At 60.0% G+C, this 23,460-nt stretch carries 21 protein-coding genes and 1 pseudogene; 6 read left to right on the top strand and 16 right to left on the bottom strand.

Annotated elements, in window-relative coordinates:
* Positions 1-3: 3 nt before the first annotated feature.
* The 8 genes from NMA58_RS15040 to NMA58_RS15005 all read right to left on the bottom strand — a co-directional run bounded on the left by NMA58_RS15040 (position 4) and on the right by NMA58_RS15005 (position 10,904).
* A complete protein-coding gene (locus NMA58_RS15040; protein WP_434710923.1) occupies positions 4-963 on the bottom strand; it encodes a hypothetical protein in 960 nt (319 codons plus the stop codon).
* A gap of 164 nt (positions 964-1,127) precedes the next feature.
* Positions 1,128-1,433 (bottom strand): potassium channel family protein, encoded by a 306-nt coding sequence (locus NMA58_RS15035; protein ID WP_434713430.1) that lies wholly within the window; start codon positions 1,431-1,433, stop codon positions 1,128-1,130.
* Positions 1,434-1,588: 155 nt separating this feature from the next.
* A complete protein-coding gene (gene cax / locus NMA58_RS15030; RefSeq protein WP_434710921.1) occupies positions 1,589-2,683 on the bottom strand; it encodes a calcium/proton exchanger in 1,095 nt (364 codons plus the stop codon).
* A gap of 105 nt (positions 2,684-2,788) precedes the next feature.
* The gene (locus NMA58_RS15025; RefSeq protein WP_434710919.1) at positions 2,789-3,715 is read right to left on the bottom strand and encodes an amino acid ABC transporter substrate-binding protein; all 927 of its coding nucleotides are present in this window, start codon (positions 3,713-3,715) and stop codon (positions 2,789-2,791) included.
* Positions 3,716-3,731: 16 nt separating this feature from the next.
* Positions 3,732-5,090: a putrescine-ornithine antiporter gene (gene potE, locus NMA58_RS15020; RefSeq protein WP_434710917.1), complete on the bottom strand. Its 1,359-nt coding sequence runs from the start codon at positions 5,088-5,090 to the stop codon at positions 3,732-3,734.
* 105 nt (positions 5,091-5,195) lie between these two features.
* Entirely contained in the window at positions 5,196-7,559 is a 2,364-nt protein-coding gene (gene speC, locus NMA58_RS15015; protein ID WP_434710915.1) for an ornithine decarboxylase, read from the bottom strand.
* Entirely contained in the window at positions 7,556-9,817 is a 2,262-nt protein-coding gene (locus NMA58_RS15010) for an Orn/Lys/Arg decarboxylase N-terminal domain-containing protein (protein WP_434710913.1), read from the bottom strand. The genes speC and NMA58_RS15010 overlap by 4 nt, the downstream gene beginning before the upstream one ends.
* 160 nt (positions 9,818-9,977) lie before the next feature.
* Complete coding sequence (locus tag NMA58_RS15005; RefSeq protein WP_434713429.1) at positions 9,978-10,904, bottom strand: cation diffusion facilitator family transporter; 927 nt, start codon at positions 10,902-10,904, stop codon at positions 9,978-9,980.
* A 194-nt stretch (positions 10,905-11,098) separates the two neighbouring features.
* Between NMA58_RS15005 and NMA58_RS15000 the strand changes: the two genes are divergently transcribed.
* Positions 11,099-12,466, top strand: coding sequence for an amino acid permease (locus NMA58_RS15000; protein ID WP_434710911.1), 1,368 nt, complete (start codon positions 11,099-11,101; stop codon positions 12,464-12,466).
* 12 nt (positions 12,467-12,478) lie between these two features.
* On the opposite strand, the gene arcC is transcribed toward NMA58_RS15000, so the two are convergent.
* From arcC to NMA58_RS14975, 5 genes are all read right to left on the bottom strand, one after another.
* Positions 12,479-13,417, bottom strand: coding sequence for a carbamate kinase (gene arcC / locus NMA58_RS14995; RefSeq protein WP_183699311.1), 939 nt, complete (start codon positions 13,415-13,417; stop codon positions 12,479-12,481).
* Position 13,418: 1 nt separating this feature from the next.
* On the bottom strand, positions 13,419-14,423 hold the full coding sequence (locus NMA58_RS14990) for an ornithine carbamoyltransferase (RefSeq protein ID WP_221113379.1): 1,005 nt from the start codon (positions 14,421-14,423) through the stop codon (positions 13,419-13,421).
* Positions 14,424-14,461: 38 nt separating this feature from the next.
* Positions 14,462-15,691, bottom strand: a complete 1,230-nt coding sequence (gene arcA, locus NMA58_RS14985) for an arginine deiminase (RefSeq protein ID WP_434710909.1) — start codon at positions 15,689-15,691, stop codon at positions 14,462-14,464.
* A gap of 156 nt (positions 15,692-15,847) precedes the next feature.
* Positions 15,848-16,057, bottom strand: coding sequence for a hypothetical protein (locus tag NMA58_RS14980; RefSeq protein ID WP_097597041.1), 210 nt, complete (start codon positions 16,055-16,057; stop codon positions 15,848-15,850).
* A gap of 171 nt (positions 16,058-16,228) precedes the next feature.
* On the bottom strand, positions 16,229-16,579 hold the full coding sequence (locus NMA58_RS14975; RefSeq protein WP_097597040.1) for a hypothetical protein: 351 nt from the start codon (positions 16,577-16,579) through the stop codon (positions 16,229-16,231).
* A 266-nt stretch (positions 16,580-16,845) separates the two neighbouring features.
* Here NMA58_RS14975 and NMA58_RS14970 point away from each other — a divergent pair, with 266 nt between their 5' ends.
* From NMA58_RS14970 to NMA58_RS14955, 4 genes are all read left to right on the top strand, one after another.
* A complete protein-coding gene (locus NMA58_RS14970) occupies positions 16,846-18,093 on the top strand; it encodes a sensor histidine kinase (RefSeq protein ID WP_221113377.1) in 1,248 nt (415 codons plus the stop codon).
* Positions 18,059-18,727 (top strand): response regulator FixJ, encoded by a 669-nt coding sequence (fixJ, locus tag NMA58_RS14965; protein ID WP_097597038.1) that lies wholly within the window; start codon positions 18,059-18,061, stop codon positions 18,725-18,727. Before NMA58_RS14970 ends, fixJ begins: the two co-directional genes overlap by 35 nt.
* Positions 18,728-18,848: 121 nt before the next feature.
* Entirely contained in the window at positions 18,849-19,493 is a 645-nt protein-coding gene (locus NMA58_RS14960) for a helix-turn-helix domain-containing protein (protein WP_434710906.1), read from the top strand.
* Between the two features lie 108 nt (positions 19,494-19,601).
* A complete protein-coding gene (locus NMA58_RS14955) occupies positions 19,602-19,946 on the top strand; it encodes a hypothetical protein (protein ID WP_085779022.1) in 345 nt (114 codons plus the stop codon).
* A gap of 196 nt (positions 19,947-20,142) precedes the next feature.
* Here NMA58_RS14955 and NMA58_RS14950 read toward each other — a convergent pair.
* From NMA58_RS14950 to NMA58_RS14940, 3 genes and pseudogenes are all read right to left on the bottom strand, one after another.
* Positions 20,143-20,428 (bottom strand): annotated as a pseudogene (locus tag NMA58_RS14950) (calcium/proton exchanger); the annotation flags it as partial.
* Positions 20,429-20,545: 117 nt separating this feature from the next.
* A complete protein-coding gene (locus NMA58_RS14945; RefSeq protein ID WP_434710904.1) occupies positions 20,546-21,007 on the bottom strand; it encodes a hypothetical protein in 462 nt (153 codons plus the stop codon).
* A gap of 107 nt (positions 21,008-21,114) precedes the next feature.
* On the bottom strand, positions 21,115-22,122 hold the full coding sequence (locus tag NMA58_RS14940) for a LysR family transcriptional regulator (protein WP_183699326.1): 1,008 nt from the start codon (positions 22,120-22,122) through the stop codon (positions 21,115-21,117).
* A 271-nt stretch (positions 22,123-22,393) separates the two neighbouring features.
* Here NMA58_RS14940 and chvE point away from each other — a divergent pair, with 271 nt between their 5' ends.
* Positions 22,394-23,458 (top strand): multiple monosaccharide ABC transporter substrate-binding protein, encoded by a 1,065-nt coding sequence (chvE, locus tag NMA58_RS14935; RefSeq protein WP_085779018.1) that lies wholly within the window; start codon positions 22,394-22,396, stop codon positions 23,456-23,458.
* The last annotated feature ends 2 nt before the right edge of the window (positions 23,459-23,460 follow it).

Here is a 23,460-nt window from a genome sequence, read left to right as displayed (position 1 = left end):
CGCTTATCGATCGGGCGGTGTGGTGCTCTGCTTGCGGCTTTCCGAAATTTCCAGAGCGATTTGCATGGCGATCTCGTCCTCGATATCGAGAATGGTCCGGCCTTGGAGCTCGCGATCATATCGATTTGCCCATATGACTGTGCCGTCGGCGCCATTGATCAGGCGGACATGCAGATGAAGGGCCGATCCCTCGATAACCACGCTTCCCTGCAGATTGAACTGTGGAACGATCGGTTGGGCACCCGGCCGATCGGGCCCGAGCACGACAAGATTTTCCGCTTTCATCAGCTTCGTCAGCAGCTGGTCTGCTAAGCCTTTCGCAAAATTTAAGCCTTCGGAGCTGCCGCCGAGAGCCGCGAAGGGCTCGACGACGATGCTGGCCTTGCTTGCAAGCGTCGATGCGGCGGGCGCCTGCGGCGCCTTTGGCCTTGAAAAATATTCTTCCAACGGGCGGATGATAGCCAGAATCGCGATCACGCCCAACAGCGCCGGTAGGCCAATCGGCAGCAGAAGATCGCGATAGGCGATCGGCCGATCAAGACCGCCCTGCTTGTTTCCGGGGTTTTGCGAATTCGTTCCAACGCCGGAATTCGAGGTGCCATTGGTGCTTGAAAAATGCGGCGAATAGCCTCCTTTGGGGATGGTTATCCCGATCGGATCGCTTCTTCCGCTGACGAGGTAATATCGCTCGAGCGCGCGGCGGATCCGCCCCGCCTCGATGCGCACGACCGGGTCATTCTGCGCATCGAAAGAGGCGTCGCGCCCGAAAACCGCCTGCGCAATCGTATAGGCCTTGAGCTGTTCGCCGCGTCCTTCCAGCATCTCTTCGACGATATATTGCAGGAAACGCCTCCCACGCTCGGGAGGATGAAATTCGGGACTGGCGAGGATGCGATCGAGCTGCTCGCGAACGGCTGCGGGATCGTGAGGTGCGGCGCTGGTTCTTCCCTCATCCGATACCATCGAGCCCTCCCGCGACGCTACCTGTTGCCTTATACACCCGCTGATGGCTCTGGACTTCAGTAGCAATACGTAACTGAGCGGCACTCCCGGGCGCGTCTTGCGCGCTGATTGAGAACTAAGTCGGCCGCCGGCGACGCCGTTGCAATAGCGCAGCAGAGCAGGAATCAAGGCTCCTGGTCGTCCGCATTCAGAGCTTTCACCGTAACGGCCGCGACGACGCCGGTCAGCACGATGCCCGCAAAGCCGATCACCAGCGCCAATATCCGCGACGTGACATGTTCGGGGGTAAAATCGCCGTAGCCGATCGTCAGGCCGGTGACGAAAGTGAAATACATGGCTTCGTCAATGCGCCAGTTTTCGATACGCCAGATTGCAAGCCCGGATCCGACCATCAGCGAGACGATCCCTGACACGATTGGCCAGATCACACGAAGCTGCGTTGCGAGCGCGATGAAAAACAGGCGCCGCATCCGTCTATGGCTCGACTTTCGGCCAGCTCTTACCGACACCTTCCGGCCTTCCTGCAGTTGGATCAGGGCATTCGTCAGACTTACGCAGCATTATCGCCGGCAACCGAGCCTCACGTCGATCTCGCGCAGTTTGTTTGCCAATCCATTATGCGGCCTCAAGACCCCCGATCGGGCAAAACATACAAAGTCGTGGCGAAGATCATGTAAACCATCAGCACCAATATGCCGACGAACCACGCCGAACGCCCGCTGTTGGTGACGAACATCGCCGTCATGGTCGCCAGCAAAACCATGACGACCACGCCCGGGGAAAACTGCAGATCCATCGGTGTCGGCCCGATGACGTAGCTCAACAGCACCAGCACGGGCGCCACGAAAAGGGCTATCTGCGAGGCGCTTCCAAGCGCTATGCCCACGCTCAGGTCGAGGCGGTTCTTGCGTGCACCGGAAAATGCCGAAGCCATTTCGGCTGCGCCGCCCACCAGTGCGACGACGATGAAACCGACAAAGGCGGGCGTCATTCCAAAAACCTTGGCAGCCTCCTGCACCGACTCGACGAAGATTTCGCTGACCAGGGCGACCAGTATCGTCACACCGGCGAGTGTGGTCAGCGCCACCCCGATCGGCCACGGGGTTTCGTCGCTCTCGGCGTGCTCGGCGGCAGCAAAAAACTCCCGATGCGTCTTGAGGGTGAACAGCAGTCCCAGCGCGTATCCGACGATAAGCAGGATCGCCAAGCCTAAGCTGAGCTTGTTGATCACTTCCGTAGCCGAGGTCGAATCCATTGACGCAACCGCCGATGGCATCAGCAGGCCGATCGTGGCGAGGAAGAGCAGACCGGCCTGAAGCCGCGCATTGGCTCGGTTGAAATCCTGACTGTGATGTTTGAGGCCGCCGAGCAAAAACGATGCCCCAAGCATGAACAAAGTGTTGGCAACGATCGCACCGGCAACCGATGATTTTACCAGCGTATATTGTCCTGCACTTAAGGCCGTCAGCGCGATGACGAGCTCCGTCAGATTCCCCAGCGTCGCATTGAGCAGTCCGCCAGCGGCGTCGCCCGTCTTCGCCGCAACGGACTCAGTCGCGTGACTGAGGAGCCCGGCCAGCGGTATCACGGCAAGCACCGACAGTATGAAGAGCACCGTATGAGCCTCGGGGGCAACGCCCGCAGCGACGAAGACCACCGGCACCGCAGCGAGCAGCCACAGCATGCGGTTGTGACGGATTTCTTTCCAAAGAAGATTCACCCCATCGCTCCCGTTCAGTTGCTTCAGCCGTTCAGCGGGTTGCAGATCAATACGCCCAGCTCCAGAGCGGGGGCCATTTGTTTGGCGGCTCGATCCGTCGCAGTGCTACTCCGGCAAGGCTGTTTGCCGGAAGAAGGTCACGGTCGCTTCGTCCGGCGGCCCGAACCAGGTTGTGAAGAATGTCCGGAAATCCGGCCCGGCATAGGCCTGGCTGAGCGCGCGATCGACGGCAAGGCGGAAGTCCTCATCGCCGCGCGCGAGCTCAAGGCCGAGCGGTTCGTAGGTGAAATGGCGCTGCAGGACGATCAGATTGCCGGAATTGTCACTGCGGGCGGCGGCATCCATCAGGATCGGCATGTCGCCGAAGAGCACCGCCGAACTGCCATCTACGACGCGCTCGATCCCCTGCTGGTAATTGTCGACCGGCGCAGCCGTCGCAGCGAGTTGAAAAGTCTTGATCCTGTCGCTTAGCCAGCCTTCGCTCGTCGTGCCGGCAATCGAGGAGAAGGTCTTGTGCTCGAGGATCGTGCGCGCCGGTGAACCGCGCCAGACGGGACGGGTCGAAGGTTCGCCATATTGCAGCACTTCCCGCAAGGCCAGCGGCGAGCTGGCGCTCAGGAGCGCGCCGGTGCCGCTCGGGAAGATCGGGATGGAAAACGACACCTGCTGCCGGCGCGTCAATGTCACCGGCTCCGCACCGCAGACAATATCAGCCGTACCGCTCTCTATCGCTCGTGTCTTGACGTCGCCTGAAAGCGAAACCCATTCGACATCGAGCTTCGGCAGGTTCAGCTGTGCCCTCAGGCTATCGGCAATCTTGTTGCAGAGCGCGACGGCATAGCCATCCGGCCGTCCCTGTTCGCCATTGAAGGAAAAGGGCCTCGCATCCGGATCGTAGCCGAGCTTCAGCGCGCTGCTTGTTCTGACGCGATCGAGCGTCTGAGCCTGCGTGGGCGTGCTGAGGGCAAACAAAGCCGTTGCGGCGAGGACAGAGGCGGTGATACCCGCCCACCGAGCACTTTTTCGTGACATTTCTGATCCTCCTCTGTTACTCGGCCGGAAGCCGGTTCGTGCCGCTGGCGAAACGCGGGGCGATCAAGCCGTAGATGATGAAGCCGATGCCTGTGACGATCATGCCGCCGAGCACCGCATCCTTTCCGGAGGCATAGATGGCGAAGACGCTGTAGGCCATCCCAACCAGGGCGATGGTCGCATTCAGCCGGTATTTCGGCTGTGGCACGCGGGCAGCCTTCATCATGACGAACAGCGACGAAAGCGCGATGATATAGGGCAGTACGTTGGTGACGACGGCGAGGTTGACGAGCGCTGAGAACTGTTCGCTCAAAGTCGGCGATATGGTCATCAAAGCAAGGCATGTCTGCACGATGCCAAGGATGATCATGCCGGCCACTGGCGCCCCCATCTCGTTCACCCGCGAGAATATAGATGGGAACATCCGCTCGTCGGCGGCGGTTTTCGCCGTCTGCGCGATCGTAAACTGCCATCCGAGTAGCGAGCCAAGGCAGGCCAGCACGGCAAGCGCCATGACGATGGAACCAATGGTGGAATTGAACATGGTGGCATAGGCGAGTGCGAAGGGTCCCGTGGAGGTAGCGAGATCCGCATTAGGCACGATGCCTTGAATGACCGTCGTCGACAGGATGTAGATGACGGCGGCGCCCAGCGTGCCGAACATGCAGGCGAGCGGTACGTCACGCTTGGGATTTTCGACGGCATCGGAATTCTGCGCCGCAGACTCCATGCCGAGAAAGGCCCAGAGCGTAAGCGAGATACTCGATCCCATGCCTTGCGCAAGCGTCAGGCCTTGCGGATTCCAGGCGGCAGCGAAGGTGCTGGAGCTGAACCACAGCCAGCCGAGGATCGACAGCAGGCCGACGGGAAGGATGACGCCCCAGACGGTGACCGAGCCGATGCGGCCGGTAATGCGCGGTCCACCGAAATTGGCCGCCGTGGTCAGCCATAAGAGCACGATCAGCGCCAGACAGGTCATGATCGGGGTCGAGGTCAGCACCGGAAAGAAACCGGCCAGGTACCCGACAGCCGAGATGCCGATCGCCACGTTGCCGACGGCAAGCGACAGGAAATACAGGAAGAACACCATGAAGTAGCCGTCCTTCCCATAGGCATCCTCTGCGTAGGCGGACATGCCGCCGGGGCGCTGGTTGAACAGTCCGGCCTGGGCGAAGCCATAGGCGATCGCCATCGAGCCGATCGCGGTCACGAGCCAGGAAAGCAGCGAGATCGCGCCGACCTGCGCCATATTGGCAGGCAGCATGATGATCCCCGACCCCATCATGTTGACGGCGACGATAAAGGTGAGCTGCACCAGGTTCATCTTTTTCTTGGTCGTGGCCTCGGCCGCAAGATGCATCGTGTTGTCGGTCATGACGTAATCCTCCCTAAAGCGCGTCGCGATCCTGCAGCTTCGCTTGGCTCACACTTTAACTCTCTGTTTTCACACATGTCGTCATCGCGAAACCGCTTTGCAGCCCTACTCGCGCACGACATATGTGTGGAACTTGATCCGCCCATCGATCCGCTCCTGGAACACGCCTTGGACCTCGTAATTGAAGCCGGGGAAGCGGTTGAAGGATTCTTCGAAGGCGAGGAAATAGTCCCGCATCGGCCGCGCCCGCTCGTCCCAGCGCTCTCCGGGCACGATCACGCCGATACCGGGCGGATAGATCAGCGCCAGGGTGGCCGAGATGCGGCCGGCGGCTTCCGTCAGCGGCACATAATCGACATTGTTGGCAACGAGCGCCTCATAGGCCTGTTTGGGTGCGATTGCCGGTTCGGGGAAGCTTTCGGAGCGGAAGCACAGGCGCTGCAGCTCTTTGACACCCGCCTCGCGATAGAAGGAATGCATTTCCCCGCAGACCTGGCGGACGCTATAGCCGGCATAACGCTCGCGATTGGCCGCAAAGACGGTCGGCAGCACTTCTGGCAAGGGTGCGTCACGATCCCACAGGTTTTTGAACTTAACGAGCTTGGCAACCAGCGTGTTGAGTTTGCTCTCGTCTTCAGCCGGCGTCAGCAAAAAGAGCAGGCTGTTCAAGTCGCATTTTTCCGCCACGACCCGCTGCTCGCGCAGATAGTTGGCGACGACGGTGGCGGGAATGCCGAAGTCGCGATATTCGCCGGTCTTACGGTCGATGCCGGGCGTCAGTATCGCAAGCTTGTTGGGATCGACCATGGTGTAGCCGGGCGCGTAGCCTGAATAACCGTGCCAGCTGGCCTCCGGATCGAAACGCCAGCATTGCTGCTCGCGTTTCAGCACCTCCGTCGGGACATCTTCCCACTTGGCGGCGGCAAGATCGCCGGTGTGCTTCGAGCGCGAAACCGTCACCCTGTCCGGCACGAAAGGATCGAAGAACCACTGCTCTTCCGGGGGCGCGGCCTTGGTTTCGTAATGCTCCACGAAACCGCGCAACTTCTTGCGAACCTCGATCCCGAGTTCGATGCAGCGGTCCCAGAGCATCTCGCCGGCCTTGCCCTCATGCACCTTGGCATTGACATCGAGCGAGGCGAACAGCGGGTAGAAGGGAGACGTCGACACATGCATCAGCAGCGATTCATTGAAGCGCTTATGTTCGACGAAGCGGCGCTGGCCGCTGATATGTTCGTCGCGTTTGTGGATCTGCGATGCCTGCGAGAAGCCGGCGCCCTGCTTGTGCACCGATTGCGTGGAGAACAGCCCGGGCATGTCAGCCCCGAGATCCTTGAGACGCATCGGGCTGTGACCCTCAAAGAGGGGGTGGAAGGCGTTGTAGCCGATCCAGGCCTCGTCCCACAGCACGTAGTCGCAGAGATGGCCGAGCTTCTCCATCACCTGGGCGACATTGTAGATCGTGCCGTCATAGGTCGCGAGCTGGATGCAGGCCAGACGGAAAGGCCTCTCCGCCTGCGCACGGCTCTTGTCGGTGACGAGTGGATGTTCCTCTATCTTTTGCCGCAGCCAGGCTTCGTCCCAGGCCGCCCAGTCGACAGCGCCGATCATGCCGAAGGAATTGCGGGCGGTCGGCAGAAAGATCGGGATTGCGCCGGCCTGTACGAGGGCACCCTGGTGCAGCGACTTGTGATTGTTGCGATCGAAGAGCACGAGATCGCCGCTACGCAACACTGCGTTCGCCACCACCTTGTTGGAGGTGCTCGTACCGTTCAGGATGAAATAGGTGCGGTCGGCGCCGAAGATGCGCGCCGCCGCTTTCTGAGCTTCGACGGCAGGCCCTTCATGGATGAGCAGATCGCCGAGATCGACATCTGCATTGCAGAGGTCGTTGCGGAAAATGCTTTCGCCGAAATATTTGAAGAAGAGCTGGCCAGCCGGCGACTTTCGATAGAACTGGCCGCCCTGGTGCCCTGGGCAATCAAAGGCGATATTGGCTTCGCCATCATAGGCCATCAAGCCGCCGAAGAATGGCGGGAGCAGCGATTTGCCGTAGTTGACGGCGCTGGACACGATCTGCTTGGCATAGAAGACCGGTGTCTGCTGACCGAGATAGACGAACCCATCCACTTCGCCAGCCATTTCCACGACATCCATATCCGCGATGGTCAGCGTATCGGCCATCGCCCAGATCGGCGTGCGAAAGCCGATCTCCCTGACGCAGCGAAGGAAGCTGCGTGCCGAGAGCAGCCGCCCGTCCTCGACCGAGCCGATATAAGCGCCGACGTCGGCATCCTCGGATACATCGGCTGAATAGTCGCCCCGCACTTCCACCTCGAAGCCCTGGGCGGTGATCTGCGCCACCAGCTCCTGTGCCTGGGGATTGTCGCGGTCGATGACGGCGACAATTTTCAGCAGCTTGTGGAACGGTATGGCGACCGTTGGAGACTTCACATCGCGCGGGATCATTCTGGCGCCTCCTCTGCAATGCAATCGACGAGATAGCGGCGTCCGCCGTCGCCGGGAGCGAAGCGAAGACCATGGATATCGGTTTCGAAACCGGGGAACTTGCGATCGAAATCGCGGGCGTAGAGCAGGTAATCCTGAATCGATTTCGTCGATTGGGTGATCCTCTCGCCGGGCATGATCAGCGGAATTCCCGGCGGATAGGGAACGATCATCACGGCGAGGATGCGGTTCATGAGATTGTTAATCTCGACGCTCTCGATCCTGCCTTTGACCAGCCGGTCATAGGCGTCCGCCGGACGCAATGCCATTTCGGGCAGGACAGTGTACATCTCGCGCTGCGCCTTCGGGACGTCATCTTTGCGGTAGATCGCATGGATCTGCGCGCAGAGATCTTTCAACCCCATGCCGGCATAGGCTTCCTGATGCGCGGCGGCGAGCGCGGGCAGCGCTCGCGTCAACGGCGCGTTGGCATCATAGAGATCCTTGAAATTGAGGAGCTCAGTGATCAGCGTGCTCCATTTGCCGCGGGTAATACCCATCGAGAAAAGCACGAGGAAGGAATAGAGACCGGTTTTTTCGATCTCGATGCGCCGCGACGACAGGAACTTGGTGATAACGGCAGCCGGTATGCCGTGCTCATCCATCACTCCGCTCGCCGAGAGACCCGGCGACAGGATGGTGACCTTGATCGGGTCGACCATGACATGGTTTTCGGCAAGGCCGGCAAAACCATGCCAGGCATCATCCGGCTTCAGGACCCAATCGGCACGGGTATCGTTCGGCGTCTGCCCGGCAGCCGTCGGCTCCCAGACGTCAAACCACCAGGTGCCTTCCGTCTGTTTCCTCACCGCGTTCATCGCCCGGCGGAAGCTGATCGCCTCATCGATCGTCTCCTGCACCAGGGCGCGGCCGGCTGGCTGTTCCATCATGGCGGCCGCGACATCGCAGGAGGCGATGATGCCATATTGCGGCGAGGTCGAGGTATGCATCATGAAGGCTTCGTTGAAGCGGGTGATGTCGAGACGCTTGGTCTCGGCATGCTGGATATGGATCATCGATGCCTGGGAAAGGGCGGCCAGCAGCTTGTGCGTCGAGTGCGTGGCAAAGGTGATGGCGTTCTTCGACCGTGCCGGCTGGTTCGACGATATCCCGTGGAAACCGTCGTAGAATTCGTGGAAGTTGCCATAGGCGTACCAGGCTTCGTCGAAATGCAGCACCTCGACCGCGTCGCCGAGCGACGCCTTGATCGCATCGACATTGTAGCAGAGCCCATCATAGGTCGAGTTGGTGATGACCATCAGCCGGACTTTGCCGCTGGTCTGTCCGGCGAACGGGCTGGCGGCGATCTTGCTGGCGATCGCTTCAGGCGTGAACTGATCCTTCGAGATCGGACCGATGATGCCGAGTCCATTGCGCGACGGCGTCAGATAGATTGGGGTGGCGCCCGTCATGATGAGGGAATGCAGGATTGATTTGTGGCAGTTGCGGTCGCACAGCACGAGATCGCCGCGCCCGACCATGCCGTGCCATATGATCTTGTTGGCAGTCGACGTGCCGCCGACGACGAAGAGAGTTTCGTCGGTACCGAAGATGCGCGCGGCATTGCGCTCGCCCTCGGCGATCGGCCCGACGTGATCGAGAAGCGAACCGATGCTGCCGACCGATACGGAAATATCGGATCGCAGCGTATTTTCGCCGAAGAACGTGTAGAAGAGCTGGCCCACCGGGCTCTTGCGAAAGGCGACGCCACCGCCATGGCCGGGCGTATGCCATGAATAAGCGCCTTCCAGCGTATAATCCATCAGCGCCTTGAACATCGGCGGTGGCAGCCGCTCAAGATAATTGCGGGCGGCCTGCGCGATGGCGCGCGCCATGAATTCCGCCGAATCCTCGAACAGCCGGAAGAAGGCATTGGCGTGGCGCAAAACCGTGGCCGGAACGTCTTCCGCCGTGGTATCGTCGCCGAATAGGAAGATCGGCAGGCGGTCGTTTCTTTGCCGTTTTGCGGCGAGAACCTCCCCCAGTACCAGCCAGCGCGTGACCCTGTCCTCGGTGCCGTCGACCGAAACCAGCCAGCATGACTCGGTGTTGAAGACATGCACGAGACGGCGGGCATCCTCATAGGAAATACCGGAGACGATCCGGAACCCCTCCTTTTCAATGGCTGCGGCCAGATCGCGCATTCCGCGTCCGGCAGCACTCTTGCCATCGAAATCCTCGTCGATGACCGCTATCGGAAATGCCATCTGGAATTCCATGCGTTCCTCCAGAAACCGATGTCAAAGGCTGCGGCCGCCATGCAGCCCGCTGCATCTCAGGTCGAAGGATCGTACATGAGCGGTCGTGGAGCGTCCTTGATTGCAATCAAGGTGACGCCAAGCATTTCGACGTCGTAGGCCGAACTTGGATTTTGACTGCCTATTCAGCCCATTCCGCATCGGCGGTGAAGGCGATGGTAAGCCAGCGATTGGCGCTTTCGTCACCGATCGCGTTGCCGATCTCGTCGCGGAGCGTGTCCCATTCTTCCACGGTCTTGGCAGGAAGACCTTCGGGGACGATGAAATAAAGTTCGATCTGCATTGCGCGGCCGACCCGGGCAACATAGGCGCGATGGGAGAGGAAGCCGAGACGGCGAACCGTCTCCAGGGCGACCCGGTCGACATGTTCCTGCAGGTCGACGGGGGCGACCAGCAGGATCTCGCTCAATGCCTTCCAGACGGTGCCCACCGGAAGGGGAATCATGACAAGGCAGACAAGCGCCAGAACTGCTGGGTCCATATAGCTGGCAAGCCACGCTGCCGGGGTTGCCTGCACCGCCATGCCGATCAGGAATGCGACGAGCAGCGCAAGCGCAATGCCGCCCGACATGATCCACGCCTTGACGTCGAGCGAGATGAAATCCGATTTGATGCGGGCGTTCAGCCTGATGCCGAGGAAGGCCATGACCGCGCAGACAAGCAAGGTCGCTGCGGAATAGGCGACCGCCATGCCGAATTGCAGTTCGTGGCCGCCATTCAGGATGCTGATGATGGCGCTGATCAGCGCATAGACGCCGACCGTCATCAGCAGGCAGCCGTTGAGCATCAGCACGATCGGCTCCAGATGCCAGAATCCCATGGTGAAGCGGTTACGAATTCTGCCGGATCGGGCATCGCTCTGCGTGGATTGAATGATCAGGTTCGAAACCCAGAGCGCAAGCCCGGTCATCGCGGCATCGGCCAGCGAGTAAACGCCATCGAAGGCTATCGAGAAAGAGCCGGAAAGAATGCCGAAGACGACGCCCAGCGTTGCGACCACGACGGTCGCTGCAATCGATATCCTGAGAAACCCCTGCTCGCTCAGCATCGTCGACTTCACCTCCGCTCCGCCCCTCATCCGACGTGCTTTAGCAGCTTTATCTCGATGACGAAGGCTACACCAGCCCGCCAGACTACGCATTGATCCGGATTGCGGCAGCCGGTTTTTGCTACGACAATTACGGCTTGAAGGCGGTCCGCAGAGACATCGGCTCCGGGCAGCCGGCTCGCGGGGGGAAGCTCATGACAACGTCGCAAAATGGCAAGAGCCTCGGACTTGCTGCCTGCACCGCCATCGTGGTCGGCAATATGGTGGGCTCGGGCTTTTATCTTTCACCGGCCGCGGTCGCGCCCTACGGCAACCTTGCGATTATCGTCTGGATCATCATGGGCGCCGGCGCGATTTGCCTGGGCCTGACCTTCGCGCGCCTGGCGAGCCTCGTGCCCGCTGTCGGTGGCCCCTACGCTTATACACGGCTCGCCTATGGCGATTTCGCCGGCTTTCTGATCGCCTGGGGCTATTGGATCTCGATATGGACATCGCTGCCCGTTATCGCTATTGCCTTCGCCGGCGTGATGGTGGATCTCTTCCCTACCCTTGCCAATCGCTTCGCCGCGACCGTCCTGACGCTCGGCGTAATCTGGGCGATCGTGCTCGTCAATCTTCGCGGCGTTCACGCGGCCGGTGTCTTCGCGCAGGTCACGACGTACGCTAAACTGCTGCCCTTCGGCGCCGTTGCTATCGTCGGCCTTCTCTACATCGATACCTCGCATTTCGCCGAATTCAATCCGAGCGGTCAGCCGTTGCTGCAGTCCTTTGCGACACTGGCGCCTCTCACCATGTTTGCCTATCTGGGGCTGGAATCAGCGACCGTTCCAGCCGGCGACGTGGAGAATGCGGAGCGGACAATCCCGCGATCGACCGTCCTCGGCATTTCCATCGCCGCTGCCCTTTATGTGCTTGGCACAATCGTGGTGATGGGCCTCGTGCCCCGTGAACAGCTTGTTCAGTCGGTTGCGCCATTTTCGCAGGCGGCTGGGATCATGTGGGGACGGCCCGGCGAACTGGCGATCTCGCTTGCGGTTCTGGTCTCCTCGATCGGCGCGCTCAACGGCTGGACCTTGCTGATGGGGCAGGTTCCGATGGCTGCTGCCCGAGACGGGCTGTTTCCGCCGCTGTTTGCCCGGCTCTCCCCACGAGGCGTGCCGGCGTGGGGCATGATCATCTCGGCCTCGTTCGCAACGCTCCTCGTGCTCGTCCAGGCGCTCGGTTCCGAAGGCTTTGCCGCCGTCTATCGGCTGATGGTCGGGCTGAGCACCATGGCCGCCGTCGTTCCCTATGCTTTCTGCGCGCTTGCCGGAAGCCTTGTCGCGGGCATGACTGATGGGCGAATGCCGCGAGTGAGCGTGATCGAACTCATCGCGTTCCTCTTTGCGATCTTTACCCTTTACGGCTCCGGCGCCGAACCGGTGCTCTACGGCCTCGTGCTGCTGATGCTCGGCATCCCCGTCTATGTCTGGCAAAGACGCAATGCGGCTGGCGCGACAGACAAGGAGACGGCAGCGAGCGCCGTAACGCAACCGCTGCCGTCTCAGGATAAGTTTGCCTGATCGACCAGGCCCTCAGGCATGCCAGCTCAGGGTGTCGAAACGCTCGTTGATGATCGTCCCGCGGTCGCCGCGCACCATCCCGGCGATTTCGGCAAGAGAGCCGATTGCGGCCGTCTTGCCGTTTGCCCGGGCAAAATGGCAGGCAGCATCGACCTTCGGGCCCATAGAGCCGGCCGGGAAGGAGAACTGGGCGAGATCGTCAGGACGAGCGCGGTGGATCGCCTTCTGGGACGGCTTGCCCCAATCGATGCACACAGCCTCGGCATCCGTCGCCATGATCAAAAGATCGGCCTGGAGTTCTCGCGCCAGCAGTTCCGAGCACAGATCCTTGTCGATCACGGCCTCGACGCCGATCAGTTTTCGATCAGCGCCCTTTTCGTACATCGTTGGAATTCCGCCGCCGCCTGCACAGATGACGATGGTGCGCTGCTCCAGAAGCCAGCGCACGGGCCGGATCTCGAAGATGCGCTTCGGCGCCGGCGAGGCGACAACGCGACGCCATTTTTCGCCGTCCTGCTTGAACACCCAACCCTTCTCCGTGCGGATCCGATCCGCCTCGCCCTTGTCGTAGACCGGTCCGACGAACTTGGTAGGGTTCCGGAAACCGGGATCATCGGCGTCGACTTCCACCATGGTAAGAAGCGTTGCCAGAGGTTGCTCGAACGGCAGGAGATTGCCGAGTTCCTGTTCCAGCATATAGCCGATCATGCCCTCGGTCTCGGCGCCGAGAACATCGAGCGGATAGGCCTCCTCTGGTTTGTAGGCCGCCCCCTGGAGCGCAAGCAGCCCGACCTGAGGGCCATTGCCGTGGGTTACGACGATCTCGTGTTCGGCCGCCAAGGGCGCAATCGCCTCGGCGGCGATGCGCGCGTTCCGCCTCTGTGTATCGGCGGTCATCGCTTCCCCGCGCCGGAGAAGCGCATTGCCGCCAAGCGCAATGACCACACGCATGCTAGTCTCCCAGGGTTGCTACGAGCAGGGCCTTGATCGTGTGCAGGCGGTTTTCCGCCTGTTCGAAGGCGACATTGGCTTCGGATTCGAAGACGTCGTTGGTCACTTCGAGCCCGTTGTCCATGCCGTAATCTTCGGCGATCTGCTTGCCGAGCGTCGTCTCGGTGTCATGAAATGCCGGCAGGCAATGCATGAACTTGGTCTGCGGATTGCCGGTCGCCTTCATCAGGTCCTGATTGACCTGGTAGGGGGTGAGCAGCTTGATGCGTTCGCGCCAGACGTCCTTCGGCTCGCCCATCGAAACCCAGACATCCGTATGGATGAAATCCACGTCCTTGACGGCCTCTCGCGGATCTTCGGTGACCAGCAGCCGGGCACCCGAAGCCTGCTGCAAATCCCTGGCGATCTTCATGTATTCTTCCGAGGGCCACAGTGATCTCGGCCCGCAGATACGCACATCCATGCCGAGAAGGCAGCCGACGATCAGCAGCGAATGCCCCATATTCGAGCGCGTGTCGCCGACATATGCATATTTAATTTGCGCGATCGGCTTGTCGCTATGTTCGCGCATGGTCATGACGTCGGCGATCATCTGCGTCGGATGATATTCATCGGTCAGACCGTTATAGACGGGCACGCCGGCATATTTTGCCAGCGTCTCCACGCCCTTCTGTGCGGAGCCGCGATATTCGATCGCGTCATACATGCGCCCCAGCACCCGCGCCGTGTCCTTGAAGGATTCCTTGTGCCCGATCTGCGATCCCGATGGATCGAGATAGGTTACATTGGCGCCTTGGTCAGAGCAGGCGACTTCGAAGGCGCACCTCGTTCTTGTCGAGGTTTTTTCGAAGATCAGGCAGATTTCCTTGCCCTTCAGATGCTCCTGCTCGGTGCGGGCATATTTGGCCCGTTTCAGGTCGCGGGCGAGATCGAGGAGATAGCGGAATTCTCGCGGCGTATAGTCCTGCACGGTCAGAAGCGATCGATTGCGCAGATTGAAACTCATGGTCTTGCTCCGTCGGTCTGGTTCGTGGATGGAAACGGTCAGTAAGCGGGATCGCGCCAGATCGGGCACGTCATGCAGTGCCCGCCACCACGACCGCGTCCGAGTTCGGAGCCGCGGATGGTGATGACCTCGACGCCCGCCTTGCGCAGCAGCGTATTCGTATAGGTGTTTCGGTCGTAGGCAACGACGACGCCGGGCTCGAGCGCCACGACATTGTTGCCGTCGTCCCATTGTTCGCGTTCGGCCTGGTAGGAGTTGCCTCCGGTCTCGACGGTGCGCAGCTTCGGCAGATCAAGCGCTTCGGCGACGACATCGAGCATCGGCGCATTTTCTGGATGGATCTCGAATGTGCCGTCGTCGTCCTTGGGATGCATGCTGTAGCAACGGATCTGATCGACGACCTCGGCAAACAGTGTGACGACGTCGCGGTCGCAGAAGCTGAAAACCGTGTCGAGATGCATTGCCGCGCGGCTCTTCGGCATCAGGCAGCCGATCACTCGCTTCGCCGCGTTGCTTCTGAAAAGGGCCTGAGCCACCTGGCCGACCGCCTGATAGGTGGTGCGCTCGCCCATGCCGATCAACACCGTGCCGTTCCCGATCGGCATGACGTCGCCGCCTTCCATCGAGGCATTGGCGAATTGATGATCGGCGTCACCCCACCAGATCTGGAAATCGCCGCCCTGGAAGATCGGATGAAACTTGTAGATGGCACGCTGAATCAGTGTCTCGGCGCGTCGCGCCGGCCAGAACATCGGGTTGCAGGTCACGCCGTTATAGATCCAGCAGGAGGGATCGCGCTGGAATAGTGTGTTGGGAATGGGCGGGATGACGAAATCGCTTTCCGGCAGGGCGCTGAGCATCAACGCCTTGGCCTTGACGTCAGGTAGGTCGGAGATCGCGATGCCACCGATCATGAAAGCGGCAAGTTGCGTAGCCGGCATTTCATCGAGCCACGGACGCATTGCTTCGGCAACCTGCAAGCCAAGCACATTCGGGGTGATGCGCCGGTCCAGGATGAAATCGCGCGCCTGCTTGTTGGCGAGGGCCTGACCGAGCAGATCGTGGAGTTCGAGGACCTCCACTCCTCTTTCCTGCATCTTCAGGACGAAATCATAATGGTCCTTCTGGGCCTCATGGACCCAGAGGACATCGTCAAAAAGCAGATCATGGCAGTTTGCAGGCGTCAGGCGCTGATGAGCCAAAGATGGTCGGCAGACCATGACGGTTCTCAGTTTTCCGACCTCAGAATGAACACCGAAACCACGCATGTGGTCCTCCTTCCAGCAACGGGGATAGCGGCCGCGCCGCCGGCTCTTTGAACAGCGTTAGATTATTTTGGCCGGTCCACTCATGTCATTGATTGCAGACAAGGTGCGGTGCAGCATTCGTGACTCCGGCCCTCAGCACCCGGAATATGCCGTCGCTCAGTGAAGATCGGACCCATCGTCTGGCCGTATCTGCCATGCGCGCCAATGGGTGGGATGAACGTCCAGGATCTCGCCCGTCAAGGCATTGGCCCATCCGCGCGCCAGGCGCTGGCATGGAAAAACCAGGGCGTGGATACCATCGCCGTCGATGACTGCGAGTTCGATATCCTCTTCGAATGGAGCTTCGACGACCAACCGCCACTTCACCGAACCCTCCCCGATGGTGCACGAGCGTCGACCGGATACGGGGCTGTTCTTAGGCAGGCCGGTCGCACGTCCAGCATTGGTTCCCCAGCCGGCGCTTTGCAGGCGGCGGCGCAACGACATCATTGTTCCGCCCTTCCGTTAGACGATGAGGCCCTGTGGCTTCGGCAACATTCACTCAATATAGAAGGTCAGGTTACCGTTACGGGCGCGCGTCACCCATTCTATTTGGTTGGGCGTCAGCTTCTTGGCCTTCAATTGCTGGACGAGCCAAGGGTTGGAACGGATAGCCGCCCGGATTTCCTTCACATGTTCTTCGCTGCCAGGCGAAGGCATGGCGCCCACTTCAACCGCCGTTCGAAAGCTGACGATTGAAAACCGCTTGTCATGATAGGTTTTGATGTGCCCCGGCAGGTTCTCGGCCCAGTTCATGCGCCGGTATTCCTTGCGGGTCTGCTGGGCGTCGACAGGCGCCGCAACCAGCGCGGCGGTCGAAATGGCAATAGCAAGGGCAATCTTCTTCATCTTCCTGCTCCTCAAGTGGCCGTGAGCCCATTTGCTGCCAGAGTAGCGGAAGAATAGACCCGCGGCATTGAGCCGGATCAATGGAGGGAGCGGAGGCAAAACACAAGGAAGACTAGGGTTTTCGACCAGCAATCGGCACGGGACACCCATAGAGGCTACGCGATACTACACCGTCCCATTTCCCAAAGGTGTTAATGTCTCAAGTCATTGTGAGAGGCTAAGCCCATCAAGGGCCGACTGGTCCTCAAAGGGCGGAGGGAACCATCATGTCTATCAAGATGGAGGCGCCGCATGTCGACGAATGCGATCGCGTTGACCCGGACGTCGCGGGACGAACCTCATTCATGGAAGCTCGGATGACAGGCCGCGACCGGCCGGGAAATTTGCGTGAGGACGACAGCGGACCGTCGGTGGACTGGATCCGGCAATTCTATGAACACCTCCCGGACGCTGTGTTCTTCATTACCGACCACCACCGGATTTCGGCCTGCAACAGGGCTGCCGTGGCGTTGTTCGGTTATGAGGAAGACGAATTGCTCGGTCAGGACATCGACTTCGTCTGGTATCCGACACCGGATGTTTCGTTGAAGGGACGCTGGGCGGACCGGGGCGTGGTGCGGTCCGGCGTGGCGATCACCAGGAGCGGCGCTCAATTTCCGACGGCGCTGACGATCATCAGGGAGCAGGACAGCAAAGGACACTTCTCTGCGGTGATCTTCGAGGACTTCCGCACCGAACGCGAGACTTTGCAGCGTGTCCAGGAGCTTCAGCGGGAGCTTGCCCGCATCGCCAGAATAGTTGCGCTCGGGGAAATGACATCGACCCTGGCTCATGAACTTGCCCAGCCGCTGGCGTCGATCGCCGCATACGCGCAAGGTTGCGGGCGGCTTCTGACCAAGGATCGTCGCGGCCATGGCGAAGACCTCCGTGAAGCCCTGTCCGAGATTACGCAGCACGCCCTGTGGGCGGGAAAGATCGTGCAGAACATCAGGGAGTTCGCCAAGCGTGGCGCCGACGAGAGAAAGATCGAGGCGATGCACGCGCTTATTCATGAGGCGACGGCATTCGCGCTTGCCGGATCGCAGCGAAAGGGCCTTTGCGCCGAGTTTCAGCTCGAAGCGGAGCGGGACGCTGTGCTTGCCAACCGCGTCCAGATCGCGCAGGTGCTGACCAACCTTGTTCGCAATGCCGTGGAGGCTACCGACGCTATTGCGCAGCCGCATATTGCCATCCGAACCAGAACCGACGATTTATCCCGTCTCATTGTCGACGTAACCGACAATGGCTGCGGAATTGCGATCGACATCGAAGAGGCGCTGTTTCGTCCCTTCGTGACTAGCAAACCGCGTGGCCTCGGCATGGGCCTGGCATTGTCCAAGCGCATCATCGAGGCGCATGGCGGTCGCATAAGCGCGCGCAATCGAATGGATGGCGGTTCAATCCTTTCGTTTTCCCTTCCGCTGGTGGAGACAACAACCAATGGCAAACGACCTCACGATCCATCTCGTCGATGACGAGGAGTCGCTCAGGCGATCTTTGACGTTTCTGTTGGTCTCGGCAGGTTTCGCGGTTCGCACGCATAGCTCTGCCCAAGCCTTTCTGGAACTATTGCCGCTTTCGGGACGAAGCTGCCTCGTGACGGACCTGCGCATGCCCGATGTCGATGGCATCGAACTGCTCCAGCGTCTGCGCCGTTTCAGGCTGAACGTTCCGGTCATTGTCATTACCGGTCAGGGCGACATCGCCGCCGCCGTCCGGGCGATGAAGGCGGGCGCATCCGAATTCCTTGAAAAACCCGTCGGAGACGAGGCGCTTATAGCGGCGATCAACGCGGCGGTGGGACAGAGGCGCCCGGGCGGAGCCATCGCTGATTCCGAGAGCGTTGCAGCGCGTCTTCGCCAGCTCACGGAGCGCGAACACCAGGTTCTGACCGGTGTGCTTGATGGCCTGCAGAACAAGATGATCGCCTATCATCTTGGTATCAGCGCACGTACGGTCGAAGTCCACCGCGCCAACGTGATGGCCAAAATGGGCGCACGTAATCTGGCGGAACTCATGCGGATGGCCATCACACTGGACACGGCAGCACAGCCGGTCGAAACCGCCAAGGCCCTGTCCGATCATGGAGCTTGGACGCATGCCCGTTAGGCCCGTCACCGCCTCACACAACTCTCGGGGTCTGGCTTCAGTAGCGATACTTAAGGGGTGTCTCGAATATCGGGGCAAACGGCGATTGGTTATGTTGCCAGACGATTGGGGGGCGATGCATATGCTTCAACACCACGCGGCCATGAGGCAACCGGCAGTTCCTGGCCGTCACCCTGGAACTTCTGTCGCAACAACCAAGGATCAGTCGATCAGGCTGAAGGCCAACGAGACAATCTACAGCGAAGGCGAATATGCACTCGCAATCTATCAGGTCGAAACCGGCGCGGTGCGGATTTACCGCCTGACGTCCAGCGGACAGCGATATATCCTGTCATTCTGCGGCGAGGGCGAATGGTTCGGCCTTGAAAGCGGGAAAGTTCGCACCGACTTCGCGGAAGCCGTCTGCGATGCCTCCATCAGACCTTTTCGAACCAACCAGAACGCGGTCGTCCCTGTCGACCTTCTTCACATCGCGTTGACGAACCTGGCAAAGGCGCAACACAAGCAGCTCGTCATCACCGAGCAAAGCGCGCTGAAGCGGGTCGCGGCCTTCGTTTGCGAAATGGCGGATCGTCATCCGGAAGATCCGGAATTCGATATGATGATGTCGCGCAGCGATGTCGCCGACTATCTCGGGCTGACAGTCGAGACGGTTGCCCGCTGCTTCACGAAACTCCGCGAAAAAGGCGTCCTTTGCCTGAAAGGCAAGCTGCAGCGTGTCGTTCGCCTTCTGGATCGTAATGCGCTCATCGCGCTCACCACCTGACGCATTTCGCCCGGACGTCGGGGGCGCTTCGGGAATAAGGTAATGCAGAAGCACGGAAGCAAAAGCCGCGATGGATTGAAGCTCGATCGTTCAAAGAGGGGTTGAACAATGAGATACTTATTCGGCCGGAGATCGAATGCCGCGGTCACTACATGCGTTGCGGGTCTGCTGTGGCTGGTGACCTTTCTACTCGCCGTACAGGCGCAGGACGATCTGTTTGAGCAATTTCCTTTGGTCATCCAGTGCAAGTACAATGAAACCTACCACACCTTCTACTTGTCACGCATCTCGCAGGATGGCGTTGCAACCTATCAGGCGTCCGAACGCATCGCCGGCACGATCACGCTTGACGGCAAGGCCAAGGCGATCGGCGGCGAAGGTGGAGGCACCTGCGTCGGCAAAACCTTGGCTGAGCTTCGCGCATCCCATCAAACATATGATCTGAAACGCTAGGCTATGGAGACATCCTTGATGGGCTTCGTCAGACTCCAGGAAAGGCCGATCCCTCGATAACCACGCGTCCCTGCAGATTGAACTGTGGAACGATCGGTTGGGGGCACCCGGCCGATCGGGTCCGAGCACGACAAGATTTCCCGCTTTCATCAGCTTCGTCAGCAGCTGGTCTGCTAAGCCTTTCGCAAAATTTAAGCCTTCGTGCACCGGAAAATGCCGAAGCCATTTCGGCTGCGCCGCAGGTGTCATTCCAAAACCTTGGCAGCCTCCTGCACCGACTCGACGAAGATCTCGCTGACCAGCGCGACCAGTATCGTGACACCGGCCAGCGTGGTCAGCGCCAGCCCAATCGGCCACGGGGTTTCGTTGGTCGCGGCATGCTCGGCGGCAGCAAAAAACTCCCGATGCGTCTTGAGAGTGAACAGCAGCCCAAGCGCGTATCCGACGATAAGCAGGATCGCCAAGCCTAAGCTGAGCTTGTTAATCACTTCCGTAGCCGAGGTCGAATCCATTGACGCAACAGAAAAGCAGCCCATATAGCTGTCGCAAATCGACGGCTCCTCAAAGCCCGGAAAATTTGCCTGCATGGGAGAAAGTTTTCAGCTACGCGGCAGGCGGCGCATCGCCTCGTCGATCAGCAGATTGGCGATCATCATGCGCCTGTTGGCATTGTCGCGGAAAGGCGCTGCGAAACCATCAGGATGGTTGGCCTTGGCAAAGGCGCGCCGCTTCTCGTTCAGCGTCTGTTGGGTATCGGCGGCAGCGATCGCCAGTTCGATGGCGATCTCTTCGGGGGCAATGCGGGCGAGATGGTTCGGCATGACGGGCTCCGGCTGCGGCGGGGGAGTCTGCTGGGCCGCAGGCTCGCTTGCCAGATTATCGAAATAGGCTTCGCCAATCCGCTGCGAGGCGACCGAGATGCCTTGCATGACATCGAATGCGAGGCCGGTGGCAAGCCCGGATACGCGGTGGGCAGCCGGCGCTTGCGTCTCTTCGGGCGGTTCTTCTTCCGCCCTCAGCCGCTCGAGCACTGATTGAAATACCGATTGTCCGAACAGCATGCGCCTTCCTCTCGAAGACATTAGATCCTGGCAAGATGGCGCAGGGCTTGCCGGGTTTAAATCGGTGGAGCATCTGTCGTCCGAGAACTGCGGCCCGGCGCCGGGATCTAACCGCCCTGCTTGCGGCTCTCCTCGATGATGATGTTATAGAGCAGCTTGGCGCTCGGCGGCAGGGCCCGTTCTCTCGCGGTGATCAGGCTGTAGGGCTTGACGTTGATGTCGAAATCGATCGGCAGCATGCGCACATCGGACGCCCTCGCGCCTTGGCTTGCGAGGAAATGGGCGACGTCGACGGCGACGGGGGCGATCGCATCGGTTTCGCAGACGATGGCGCAGGTGAGCAAGAGCGACGAGGTGTTGACGATGTTCTCCGGCAGCGCCACATCGTGTGACAGGAAGATGTCCTCGATCGTGCGGCGCAGCAGAGTGCCCGGCGGCTGGAACACCCAGTCGTAATCCCGGACATCGATAAGGCTGCTCGTCTTCTTCCTTTTCAAAAGCGGATGGCGGTTGCGCACGATCAGGCAGGCCCGTTCGATGCCGATCTCTTTCACCTCGAACAGGCGCGGGTTGAGGTCGTCGGGAATGCGGCCGATGATGAAGTCGTGGCGGGCGGCAAGCAACTCGCGGGCGAGCACGTTGCTCGTCTCCACCTGGATGTTGATCTCGATTCCAGGATAGGCCTTGCGCACCCTGTCGATCGCCGGCACGACGAGGCTCATGGCCGGCGCCGTCACCGCGCCGATGAAGACCGAGCCGCCCTTGCCGCTCTTCAATTCGCCGATCTCGCGGCTCGCCTCGCGCAACTCCAGAAGGATCTTGCGGGCGCGTCTGGCAAGCGCCGCGCCGAAGGTCGTCAGCACCACGCCGCGGGCTACGCGCTCATAGAGCGATGTCTTGGTAATCGCCTCCATTTCCGACAGCATGCGCGATGCGGCGGGCTGTGAGATGTTGAGAACTTCTGCGGCTGCGGAAATCTGTCCACTATCTTCGATTGCGACGATAACGCGCAGGTGATTCAGCTTAAGTCCCGAACGGAGAAAGCTGTCGTCGCCAAAATTGTCGCTGTGGATATCGACGTGATCCATCAAAACGGGCTCTGAAACGATCGTCATGGTTGCAGCCTCCCCACTGCGCTCCATCAAAAGTAATACTTTTTAACGATATACCAAAATTGTTATGCACATTACCACTTATTCTATTTGACAGTTATAGGAATCCATACCAGTTTGCCGCCGTGTGCTGGTTGGCACTCAACACGTGTGAGATCGTGGAGGAGACCTACTTCGTTTCTCACCATCTGAAGTAACTATCCAATACGGAACCTGCCACAGTTTCGGGGCGGGCGATTTTTCGTCCGCTGCTCTATTAACAAGGGAGAGAGAAATGAAATCCATTATCTCATTGATGGCTGCGGCTGCCTTCGGCGTCGCTTCATTCGTTGCACCGGCGATGGCCGCGGACAAGGGCACCGTCGGCATTGCAATGCCGACCAAGGCTTCGGCTCGCTGGATCGACGACGGCAACAACATTGTCAAGCAGCTGCAGGCCGCCGGTTACGGCACCGACCTGCAGTATGGCGACGATGACATTCCGAACCAGCTGTCGCAGATCGAAAACATGGTGACCAAGGGCGTCAAGGTTCTCGTCATCGCTTCGATCGACGGCACGACGCTGTCCGACGTTCTCCAGAAGGCCCATGATGCCGGCATCAAGGTCATTGCTTATGACCGCCTGATCCGCGATTCGGCCAACGTCGACTACTACGCCACCTTCGACAACTTCCAGGTCGGCGTTCTTCAGGCCAACTCCATCGTTGACGGTCTCGGCCTCAAGGACGGCAAGGGCCCGTTCAACATCGAACTCTTCGGCGGTTCGCCGGATGATAACAACGCCTTCTTCTTCTATGATGGCGCCATGTCCGTCCTGCAGCCCTACATCGACTCGGGCAAGCTCGTCGTGAAGTCCGGCCAGACCGGCATGGACAAGGTCGGCACGCTGCGTTGGGATCCGGCAACGGCCCAGGCCCGCATGGACAACCTGCTCTCGGCCAACTACACCGACGCCAAGGTCGACGCCGTCCTGTCTCCCTATGACGGCCTCTCGATTGGCATCATCTCCTCGCTGAAGGGCGTTGGTTACGGCACTGCCAGCCAGCCGCTGCCGATCGTCACCGGCCAGGACGCTGAAATCCCGTCGGTCAAGTCGATCATCGCTGGCGAACAGTACTCGACGATCTTCAAGGACACCCGCGAACTCGCCAAGGTCACGGTTTCCATGGTCGATGCCGTCATGTCCGGCAAGGAGCCCGAGGTCAACGACACCAAGACCTACGACAACGGCGTCAAGGTCGTACCGTCCTATCTGCTGAAGCCGGTTGCCGTCGACAAGACCAACTACAAGCAGGTCCTGATCGACAGCGGTTACTACACCGAAGACAAGCTGAAGTAAGT

This window comes from Rhizobium sp. YTUHZ045, from assembly GCF_051124255.1.
Classification (GTDB): Bacteria; Pseudomonadota; Alphaproteobacteria; order Rhizobiales; family Rhizobiaceae; genus Rhizobium.
The sequence above is the reverse complement of the archived record's forward strand: the minus strand, read 5'-3'. Positions and strand labels throughout refer to the sequence as shown.